An 11,673-nucleotide genomic window follows, 5' to 3' on the forward strand; every position below is an offset into this window, starting at 1 on the left:
AGTCTCGCCCGTCTCCGGATCGGTGACGACGAGCTTGTCGCCGGGCTCGACTTCCTCGATCGGCTTAGTCTTGCCGTCCGCGGCAAGAACCTTTGTCCCTGGAAGGAAACTGTGCGGCGTCGGGCATGTCCCGCCAGAGGATCCGGATTTAGCCCTGCCCAGTTTCGCTTGCGCGGCCGAGAGGGCCTCCTGCGCCTTGGTGACCGCCTTGGAGGACTTGAGCATGCCCATGGCTCCGTCGACGATCTCGTCGACGAGGCCGGCGATCCGCTTGATCAAGCGGCCGGCCTTGGCCCATTCCCACGGGGCACCGTACTTGGCGAGAAGCTTGCCGGCGATGCCACCCGCGAAGCTGCCGGCAATGTTCAGCAGTGTTTCGCCGCAGGCGCCTATGTCGCCGGTGGTAACGCAGTCGAAAGCGGCAGTTATGCCGAGTTCGTCAGCGACGATCTTGACGAGGACCTTTGCTGCCTTGACCGTGCGCTGCTTGACTGTTGCGTACTCCTTCTCCGCGGCCTTCTTGTCCTCCTCAGCCTTGGTAACCTCCACCTCCGCTGCGGCCGGTTCCCCGAAGGCTCCCAGCTGCACTGCGCACGCCATCGTGACGCACTGCGTCGTGTCCATGAGGCCTGAAGGGTCGCTCCGCGTCACCGGGCTATTGCTCGCGTAGGCGTAGCCGTTGATCTGTTGGGGGCGGGTGTAATCGATGATCGGGTCGACCGAAATGAACTTGCCCAATTGTGGGTCATATTCACGCGCACCGAGATGGGTGAGCCCGGTCGAGGCATCCGTGGTGCCGCCGACGAAGCCCTTGTCGCCGGTCCAGGTGCCGCTGGCGGTGCCGCGGGCGACGCCGTAGGGGTCGAAGCGGCGCTGGGTGATGGTGCCGGTGGCGGAGTCGACGGCGACGTCGCCGGTGCCGTGGTGGTCGGAGGCCAGGAAGGAGAGCTTCCCGTCGGAGGTACGAACGGCGACGGTCTGGCCTGCGTGTGAGTAGTAGCGGGTGGCCGTGACCGTGGTGCTGCCGGCGGCGAGGGAGAGTTCCATGCCGGGCAGGTAGACAGTGGTGGCCTTGGGGTCCTTGCGGACGATCCGGTTGCCGCCTGCGTCGTAGAGGAATGTGGTCGATCCGGCGGTGTCCGTGATGCTGGTGGGCTTGCCGCTGGAGTCCCAGACAATGTCCTGGGTGTTGCCTGCGACGACGCGCTTCGTAGTGTTGCCGGAGTCGTCGTACTCGTAGATGTTCTGTCGATCGCCCGTCGGGGTCTTCTCCAGAACGCGGGTGACCTGGTGCGGGCCGTCGCCCTTGGTGCCGGCGCCGCCGTACTCGTAGGTACGAGTGATGTTCTTCGAGGCGTCCAGCGAGATGTCGTGGATCGTCTCGGACGTGCGGTTGCCGATGGAGTCGACGGCGTACGACTTCCAGTACGGAGCCGGGCCGCCCAGGGCAGTGGTGCCGGGAGCCGCCTCGCACGCCTTGGGCATGGAACCGGTGACGGTCACACGTGTGCCCACCGTGCCGCTGCCGGTCGCGTCCGCGGCGGAGGCGGCGGGAGTCCAGGCATCGGCGAGGCTCTGTCCGTTGTCGTAGCGGAAGCACTGGACGTCGTTGGATGCGGCGTTGGACGTGTCCGAGACCGACAGGACGTTACCGGCCTGGTCGTAGGAGTAGCCGGTCTGCTTGGCCGGAGCACTGGCGAGATAGACGTCGACGGTTGACTTCGTGAGTCGGTCGGTGCCCTTCTCGTATTCGAAGGTCTGCCAGACCTTCTTGCCACTGCCCGCGTACAGCTCCAGCTGCTGCACGTGGCTTCTGCTGGAGTAGAGGGTGTTGGTGACGTACGAGGTACTGCCGGTCATGGTGGTGGGGCGTTGGAGCTCGTCGTATCCGAAGACGACTGCTTCGGCGGGCAGTCCGCCCGCGGCAGGGAGGCCGACGCCCTGGGCGGTGCCGTCGGCGTAGTAGCTGTTGGTGAAGACGTAGGTGCCGGCCAGAGCTCCCTGCGATGCGGGGATGGCGTAGGCGGTCTTCAGCGGACGGTAGAAGTCGTCCACCGACTGGGTGACGGTGGCGAAGTACTCGGTCGGTGAGGTGTAGCGCAGCGTGGCGTAGGCCATGCCGAGCCAGCCGGCCTTGTCGTACCGGGTCTCGGTGAGTTTGGTTCCGGTAGTCGGCTCGCCCTCCCAGGTGAAGGTGGGACGGGAGAGCTTGTCGTACTGGGTGGAGATCTTCCTGTTGCGCCCGTCGTAGCTGGCGATCGGACGGTCGAGTTCGTCGTAGTCAGTCCGGGATGTACCCGCGTCCGGGTCGATGGACTTGGTCTTGCGGCCGAGCTGGTCGTACTCGTAGCGCCAGACGTTGCTCTGGTCGTCGGTGACGGTCTCCAGCTGACCGTTGCGGGTGTAGGTGTAGTTGGTGTCGTCGTAGCCGAGGAGCGCGTCGGGCCGATCACCGCGGTAGTGGCGCAGGCGGGTGGTGCGTCCCTCGCTGTCGGACACCGCGGTGGTGGCCACGCCGCCGGTAGGCGGATCAAAGTGGGTCAGCTCACCGTCGTAGGTGGTGGTGCTGCGCCACTGCTCGTCGCCGGCAACGGCGAAGACCTCTGCGGTGGTCCGGCCCAGACCGTCGTATTCGAAGAGGTTCTGGGCTCCGACTGCGCCGTTGGTGACCTCCAGGAGTTCGCCGGAGGGAGCACCTGCGGCGCTGTACGTGGCGTTAGTCTTCTTGACCTTGCCGGTGCCGTTGTACCAGGAGTCGGCGACCAGACGGGTGCCGTTGACGCCTTCGGTCTGGATCTGGCGGCCTCGCAGGAGGCTGTCGTACAGCTGGTACTCAGCGCCGTAGGTGCCGCCCCGTTGGATCTTCTCGGTACGGATCCAGGTCGGCTTGTCCGTACGGACGGTGTAGGTGTACTTGATGCTCGGCGTCTGGCCCTTCAGGCGGTCCGGAAGCCAGACCGACGTCAGGCGGCCCAAGGAGTCGTGGGCGAGGTCGGTGCGCTTGCCGTTCGGGTCGGTCTGGCCGATCGACTGGCCCCAGGCCGGGGCGTAGTTGGTGGTGGTGACGTGACCGAGGGCGTTGGTGAACTTGCTGCTGCTGGCGAGGCCGTTGACGTCGGTGTACTCGGTCTTGGTCTCGTTGAGTTTGGCGTCCTTCTGCCACTGGACACGGCCGAAGGCGTCATAGCCGGTGGTGCCGGTGACCTGGTAGGTGGCGGTGGTGCCGTTGTGCGAGGTCATCCGCTCGGTCTGCGTGGCGTCGCCCTTGGTCGGGGCCGCGCCGACGGCTCCTCCATCGTAGGAGGTGCGCTCGTCCGCCAGGACCTGGGTCTTGCGGTCCGGTGTGGCAGAGCAGTTCACCGAGACCACTTCACTGCGGCTGGGCAGGGAGAGGATGTTCTTGGTGGTGTTGTCGGCGTACCAGGTTCGCGTGCAGGTGTCGTCGGTGGTCGTGGAGACGTCGCCGAGAGCCTCGATCTGGGTGACACGGCCGGTGCGGGTGGCGGTGTCGTAGGTGGAGATGGACTTGGTCTCGCGCCAGGCGTCATTCGACAGGAGCGAGAATCCGCGCGTCACCCGGGGCTTGACGATCGTGGCGTAGGAGGTGCCCCAGCTGTTCGTCTGGGTCGCGGTGACGTGCTTCCAGGGCTCGCTGATGGTGCGCGAGACGATTTTGCCGCCACTGTAGGTGGACGCCTCCAGCTCGTGGCCGGCGTACTCCTTGGAGTCGGTGTGCTCGGTGCCCTTGAAGTCGGTGACCTTTGCCGAACGGGTTCCGCCTGAGGACGTCCTGTCGCCGTCCATGCCCTGCATGTAGTGGTACTCGATACGGGTGGTCTGTCTGTCGGCAGAGCCGCTGGTGACGGTGACCCGGTCGTAGCCCTGCCATCCGCTCCACGTAAGGAACTTGTCCTCCGTCATGCCGTCCGGCTCGGCCTTGCGCCAGGCCGCCTTTCCGCCGGAATAGTCGTAGCGGGTGACAAGTCCGTCGCTGCCGCCGGTCCGGTCGGTCTCGACGATCTCCGCGACCACGTACTTGTGGAACCAGTCGGTTTTGGGCTCCAGGTAGCCGGGCGGGGCCCACTGGACCGGGTAGCAGCGCTTGGTCGACTCGCCCGGCGCCGGGAGCGTGCTCTTGACGCACTCGGCGGGGGCGTAGTTGACGTCGAGCTGAGCACCGGTCTCACTCAGGACCATGGACAGGCGGTAGCGGTAGAAGGGATCGATGTTGTCGCCGACCGCGTCCACCCGGTTGGCAAGCTGTTCACCGAAGAGTTCCACCGCGGGCAGCTTCACGACTGTGCCGACACGGCCTTCGTGCTGAATGTTCGACAGCCACAGCGTCTTGGAGTCGTCGCCGTTGGCGGTGAAGAGGTGGGTCAGGGCCCAGTGGTCCACGTCCTGGTAGGTCGTGGCGTCCTTACGCATCTGGGTGGTAATGCCCGTCAGGCGCTTGGTGGTCCAGAAGGTCTGACCGACGGTGCACTTGGTGTTGGCCTTGCACTCCTGGTCGACCGGAGTGTCGGGCCAGTGTGCGGCGTTGGTCGGGGAGCGCTTGGACTCGGCGCAGTCGAACTCCGCGTCCGGCAGGCAGCGCTCGGCGACGGAGAAGGAGATCCGGGCCGGCGCCTTGGCCGCGTAGACCTGACCGTCGCGCTGACCGTAGTCGATGCGCTTGAGGTACCCACCACGGTGGTAGGCAGTGCCGTTCACGTCGGTCTTACCGTTGAGTGCGTAGTAGTTCGTCTCGGGCTGGTAGTAGTAGGACATCACGTTGCCGTGGGTGTCCTTGACGTAGTCCAGGCTCCAGCGCCAGGCCTGCTTGCAGTGCGCGCTGGTGAAGGTGGCGTTGTAGCAGGGCTCGCCTGAGTCGTCACCGAAGACGGGGGCGGTCCAGACCGACTGGGTCTCTTCGTTGCCTGCGGCCCAGCCGGTCGGGCGGTTCAGGCCGAAGTAATACTCCGTGCCATTGGAGGTGGTGACGCGCCAGTATTCGCCGTTGTCGTCACCGTTCGTGGCGCCGGTCAGCTTGTCGACGCTGGAGCCGTTGTCGTTGGACAGGTGCCACTTGCCTGTGGTGCTGTCCTTGACCAGCTCGCCGGAACTCCCGTCCAGCATGATCGTGGCGTTGTCGAACGCCCAGCACTGCTCGCCGGAGCCGGTGTGGCCGTCCTTCGAGCAGGGCTTGTAGCGGCGCTCGATGTAGCCGGACTCGTAGCTGAAGCCCTCACCGATCCAGGACCCCTGATTGTTGGTCGCGGCGGTGCGGCCGTCGGCCGACTGGGAGGAGTATCCAAGGCCCAGGCTCGGGGTGAGACCGCCCGGGGTCGGCACCGAACGCAGTGGGTAGCTCCAGGAGAAGCCACCGGAGGAGGGAGAGACCGTCCAGGTCGCGGAAGGCGCTAGCGAGGTGGCCTTGTAGTCGCCTTGGGCGGAGGACGGGCCAGCCGTCACCGCGAGGAGGGAGATGCCTCCGCCGGTCATCGTCGACACGCCCGAGGAGTCCGGGGCCGCAAGTACGTCTGCCGACAGGGTGTTGGCGACGAGGTCGTTGCGGGTGGGCAGCACCTTGGGCTGCTCCGGGCACTTCTCGCTTCCGGGGGACGCGACGAGCGCGCATTCGGGAAGCTGTACGAGGGTCAGGCGGGCGCCGTAGTCACCGCCGAAGCCCTCGTCGAACGAGGAGTAGTCGACGCTGAGCCGGACCTTAGCGGGCTGGCTACCACCGTCGGCGCGTTCCACGCCGAGCAGGGCGCCCGCGCCGAGCGCGGCGGCCCGCCGTGGATCGAGGACGTCGACCGCGACCATGGCGGGGACATCCGCTGAGGCGGCAGACGCTGCTCCAGTGGCAGTCCTCGCCTTGGTCTCGGGCTGCTTCAGCGCTTCGACCCTGACTGGCAGCGTGCCGATCCTGGTTGTGGGATCTGCGCCGCCCGGGGCTTCGACGGCCACCTCGGCGTGGGCCTGACGGGGCCAGGCCGGCGTGTCAAGCGTGGTGACGGCGGCGGCACGGGCCGCGTCCTTGGGGCGCTTCTTCACCCCGGCGTCCTTGCCCACGACAGGGTCGCCCATGTCCTGGACGCCAGGCCGCTGGGTGCCCTTGTCAGCGGCGAAGGAGACCTGCTCGACGGTCGATGCGGACAACACCAGGGCAAGGCCCACCGCTAGGCCGTGCAAGGCACTTCTTGGTATACGGCGGTTCAACAACCGGCCACGAAATGGCATGGAAAGCCCCACATTTCAGGGAAATGAGAAACAGAGAACAGCGGGAGAGGCAGCGTTGCCCCTCCCGCTCCGGGAAAGATGGGCGTACCCGCCCGGAGCCGGGCCGGTATGCCCATCCCGACTTACATTTCGGGCACGGCCACGGTCTGCGCCATCTGATTGATGGCGACTGGGTCGGCCGCACCGTTGTAGACACGCACCTCGTCGATGACGCCGGCGAAGTACTCGGGGGCGCCGACGAGGGACCGTCCTACCTGAAGCCCCCGGGTCGCGGGCCACAGGGTGTTGTCGGTGCCGTGGGCTGGTGCGGCGAGCTTCTCTTCGCCGTTGAGGTACAGCCGGATGTCGTTGGCGACGGCGTCGTAGACGACGGCCAGGTGCTGGCCCGAGTCTCCGGTATCCGGCGGGGTCACGTCATCGTTGAACGTTTTCACCGTGGCCACGGTGGTGTCCTCGGTCGCCACCGCCAGCTCCCACCGGGAGTCCACCTGGTTGACAAGGGCACCGGGCCGGTAGCGCACCTGAACACGGTTGGCGTTGGCGCCAGGCAGCGACAGCACCGTCTGTGCCTTGTCTGAAAGCGAGGGCAGCTGGACACGCGCGGTGAGCGTGAAGCTCGTCATGCCGGTGATCGGCGGCGTCGCGGTGGAGGCGTAATCACCGTCGCCGTCCAGCTCCAGGTGGCCGACGCCGACCAACCGGGGGTCGAACACCTCGTCATCCGAGTGGTTGATCCACGCGTTGCCGGCAAGCGTGAGTGCTTGGCCGTTGGCGGTTTCCGGGGACTCGGCACCGGTCGCCGTGTCGAGCTGCCAGTAACCCTTGCGCTGCGGCTTGACGGTCATCAGCTCGGCCACTTGGGCAGGGGGAAGGATCCGGTCGAAGACCCGGACCTCGGCCATGTCACCGCTGAAATAGTCACGGTATCCGCTCTTGGCGGTGGTCCGGCCGATCTGCATGGGTCCGTGGGAACGCCACACTGAGCGACGCGTGGCCGTTCCCCTGGAGTCCTTGTTGATGTACAGCCGCATCTCCGGGCCACCGGTCTTATCGGCGTCGTACACGCCGGTCAACAGGATCCACTGGTCCTTCAGCGGGGTAATGCCGGTGGCGGCCGCCTTCCAGTCGCCGAGCGAGTCGCCGTCGGAACTGGCCATGGAGAAGGCCCAGGTCTTGGCCGCTGCGTCGTAGCCCAGGGTGAAGCCGGGCTCACCGGTGCCGTCCTGGCTGAGCACGGTCATGTTGCGGTCCAGCGCAGTCGGGCGGACCCAAGCGCTGACGGTGAAGCTCTTGCTGGTGTCGATGACCGTCGCGGTGGCGTCCAGGTAGGCGCCGGACGTGCCGTCGAACGAGGCAGCAGCGTCCACCTTGCCACCCGGGCCCTCCACCGCGAAGGTCACACCAGGGCCCTTGTCGGCGGAGTAGTCACTCTTCACGTCACCGACCTCGTCCTCGGCCACAGTGTCGCCGGCCTTGTCGGCCAGATTCCATTGCGCGACGACCGGCCTGCCCTCGGTGACCAGGAACTCGTGGCGGCCCAGGGAGCTCGGGTTGCCTGCCCTGTCGACAGCGATGACGTCGACCCAGTGCCTGCCCGAACGGGTTGGCATCCATTTCACGGTGGCGGCACCGCCCGCGGCAGCGGGAGCGATCGAGGTCACAGGGGTCGCGTTGCTGTCGAAGCCGTAGCGGTAGCTGACGACGTCAGTGTCCGCGATCTTGTCGTTCCGGTTCGGGGCGAAGGTGAAGTTGCCTACCGTACCGACCCCGTCGTGCCAGACCGTGCCGGCCGGGTACTCCTTGGACATGATGGTCGGCTTGCCCGGGTGAGTGATGTCGTAGGTGAATTCGCAGCGCTGTGGGGATCCGTAGTTGCTCCAGGGCCCCCAGCCGTCGCCGTCGTGGGCGCGAGCCGCCCAGGAGATGACGACGTTCTCCGGGATACCCGACCTCACTGTGTGTTCGAACGGCGTTGTGCTGGTGGGCGACAGGTAGCCCGTGTCATAGGTGTAGTACGTCTCCGTGGTGGAACCTACGGGCGTCCAGGCCACCATGAACTGGACCTTGACCTTGTCCGTCCGGCCGTTGCCGTGGTCCGGGTCCGAGGCATACACACGCAGCTTCGGCAGCTCCTCAGCAAGAGGACGCGCCGCACCCCACTTACAAGCACCGCCCGGGTTGGACGACATTTTGGTGGTCGGGATCTGGCCAGGCAGGTTGTTGTAGGCGATCGACAGGTAGGCGTTGCCGCAGATGCGCTTCCACTCGGCGAAACGGCTTTCGTCAGCCGCCTTCAGCCCCAGCGTCATCGCGTCCCAGCCCTCAGCAGCGGCAGTCTTGACCTCAGTGGTCAGCTCACCGCTCGCACCGCCTTCGAAATGGAGGTTGGCTTGAGAGGACGCGCATGTGGTGGGCGATATCGCCTTGTCCACCGTCTGCAGGTAATCCGACCATTCGTCCTGCGTGCTGTTCCAGTCGTCAGACAGCGACAGCGACCGGTTCTTGCCACCGATGCGGTAGAGCTGGATCGGCTCGGCCGTAGGCGAGGCGCTGTAGATATGTGCGACCCGGGCAGAGAAGGTAGCGCCCAGGATCTGCTTTCCCTTGTAGAACGACAACGGCATCGTGAACAGCACTCGGCGCACGCCTACTCCGTTGCAGGAAACCGGGTTGTAGTCGGTCGGGCAGCGACCGACACCGGCACTGTCGGAGTACTTCCAGTCTTGCTCGCTCGGCAGGCCGGACATGACGCCGGTCCACGAAGTGCGGGAACTGGGCAGCCATACGGGGTCGATGACGACCGGAAAGACTGTCGACGCGCCTTCCAGCATCTCCTGATCCGGTATAAGGGTCAGCTTGCCGTTCGACAGCTCGATGTCCAGCTGAGCATCGGCGCCACCGCCTTCGGCCCCTTCGAGGGGAGCCTGCACCGCGGTGCGCACGGTCTCGACGGCCTCGGCGACCGCAGGAGCCCCATCCTCCTTCGCGGCCTGCTCGACCACGGAGGCGGAGTCCCACATGGTGGGAGCGCTGGTCTCGAAGACGGTGCCGCCCACGGCGGCGTCCGTGGCGACGAGAGCACCCGTCGCGTTCTGGGTCATCTTCAGCCCGTCGGCGTTCATGCCCAGCTCGATGCGGTCGAGCCTCGGGTCGGCAGCCGCCTCGGGGGTCTTCACCACCAGGAGATGGCGAAAGCCGCCGGCCTCGGCGCGCACCACCAGGTCGACACCCTCGATGGCGTTGGCGTAGGTGAGGGTGTCGCCCTCGACGCTCGGGGCGGCCAGCTCGCCGTACGGCCAGGTCAGGGAAAACTCCCGGCCCGCGCGGTTCATGGTGACGAAGGACTTGCCCGCCTCGCCATTGGAGAACGACATGCCGACCGTGGCCGCCTTCGGCGTCCACCGGCCGTCCGCACCGCGTACCAACGAGGTGTCGATGTCGACCCACTTGCCGTCCCGGACCGTACGGACCGGCTCGGTGTACTGGCGCGCGGTGAAGCTACCGTCCGGGTTGGCGAACACCTCCCGGCGTTCTGACCTCAGGTCGACGACTTCCACGTTCGCGCCGGTCTCGCGCGCCTTCGCAAGCGCCTGCTCCTCGGTCTGCGCCGGGGCACCAACCGCGACCGGCTCCATCTGGTCGGCCAGTTGCTCCGCGACCGCGGGCTGAACGCCCACCAGCGCGCCAGCCAGTACGGCGCTTGACACGGCCACAGCCAGCAGCCCCACGCCTCTCAGCCTTCCGTTTCTTGCCACCCTGCCACTCCCCGCCCTTGCCGTCCCATTCCGCTCACCCTCATGCGCGTGTTTCGGCAATACGGTTGCCGCCATGGCTGCGGCGATCGCTCCGCGCAGCACGATGCCGCGACGTCTGCGTCCGGACATGCGTCCGCTCTCCTTGCTGTTCATCAGCGCACCACGGCGCCGAAGGCGGTGTCGCCTGCGGGAATTCCGCTCTCTCCGGGCCTGATCGTCAGGGTGGGTGCGCCGCCGGACGCCACGTTCCAGGGGAAGAGATGGACGGCGTGGCTCCCTGCGGGGCCGTAGGGCATTCCGACGTAGACCCCGTTCGAGGCAGCCCCCAGGCCGAATCCGGTCAGTTGCCCCGTGGCCGGGGCGCCGGGAATCCCGGTGCCGGGTTCGAGCCAGGCGTCGGAGGCTCCCGCCGCGCCGATCAGCGGCATGATCTGGACAGCGCCTGTGTCGCGCGTGTCGTCACCTGTTTCCTCGCCGGGAGCAGCGATGGCGATCCGGCTGGTCGTGGCCGAGCTTGTGGCGTTCGGTGAGGTGTTGAACGCGACCATGCGCTGGCCGAAGAGGTCGCCCGATTCGGTCCTCTCCGCCACGTCGGGCATGTCCTGATCGATCCATGCCACTTCGAGGAGCGTGCCTGCCGCGGTGATCCGGAAGACCTGGACGGCACCCGCATCCTGGGCCGACGCCAGGTCCTCTCCGGGCACACCGACGGCAAGGAGCGATTCGTTCGTGGTGGTGGCGCCGTTGTGCCGGTACGGCACCATGGCGAGGGATGTACCGAATCCGTCGCTGAGCTCCTGGCTTCCCAGGACGTTGTCCAGGTCCTGCGACACACCGAAGAGCGGCTTGGGGTACCCCGAGACCAGCGTGTGGCTGAAGACCGCGGCAGAACCGGCGAACCCCACCGAACCGAGCGCCTCGCCGGGTGAGCTGACCGTGAAATGAAGGGGTGTGGAGGCGAGGGACGCCCCGAAGTGGTCGTCCGCTTCTGCTGCGCCGGGTACCGGACCGGCCGTTTCGCCGTCCTGGGTGACCATGACGACCGTCTGTGCGGTCCCGTGGATGTAGGCGAAGGCGCCGGCGCCCACAGTGTTGACAGCGTTGGACTCCCCAGGAATGCCGACGACCAGGAAGGGAACACCGGCGGCCGTTCTGCCCGCCGTGAGCGAGTACCCGAACCGATCGCCTGACTCCGTGGCACCGCCGACGGTGCCGCCGGCGACCTGGGAGTGTTCCTTGACTGCCTTGCCCGCGTTGAGGCCCGTCGGGGACCCGTAGACGATGTGGACCCAGCCGGCGTCGGCGACGGTGGACAGGTCTTCGTACGGGTTGCCGATGACAAGGTCGGAGCACCCGTCAAGGTCCGCGTCGTAGACGGCGAGTGCGAATCCGTACTGGTCATCCGCCTCCGGATAGCCGGGGATGCCACCGGTCCCCTGGACGAGCTCCAGAGTGCCCTTTCCACCTCCGTAGACGACGGTCAACTTGCCGGCCCGCGTGAAGGTGCCGACGGTCGCCTCCGGGTCGGCGATCGCCGTGTCACGGATCCCATCACCGTTGAAGTCCGATTCGACGCCGGAGCAACCGACGGCGGCAGCGGGTGTCGCGGGCAACGCAATGCCAAGTCCGGCCAGAGCCACGACGAAGGCACTCGTGATGGCCGCCGTACGTTGTCGGAACGTCCGCCGGCGCG

At 66.8% G+C, this 11,673-nt stretch carries 3 protein-coding genes; all 3 read right to left on the reverse strand.

The features are described 5' to 3' along the window. On the reverse strand, nt 1–6,147 hold a 6,147-nt coding region (locus ACWFR1_RS39130; protein ID WP_453560575.1), incomplete at its 3' end, for an RHS repeat-associated core domain-containing protein. Between the two features lie 200 nt (nt 6,148–6,347). Next, a complete protein-coding gene (locus ACWFR1_RS39135; RefSeq protein WP_453560578.1) occupies nt 6,348–10,133 on the reverse strand; it encodes a LamG domain-containing protein in 3,786 nt (1,261 codons plus the stop codon). Then, nucleotides 10,133–11,673 (reverse strand): VCBS repeat-containing protein (locus ACWFR1_RS39140; RefSeq protein WP_453560581.1); only part of this gene is annotated, 1,541 nt, incomplete at its 5' end. The genes ACWFR1_RS39140 and ACWFR1_RS39135, both read right to left, overlap by 1 nt.

The organism is Streptomyces sp. NPDC055103 (assembly GCF_053607625.1).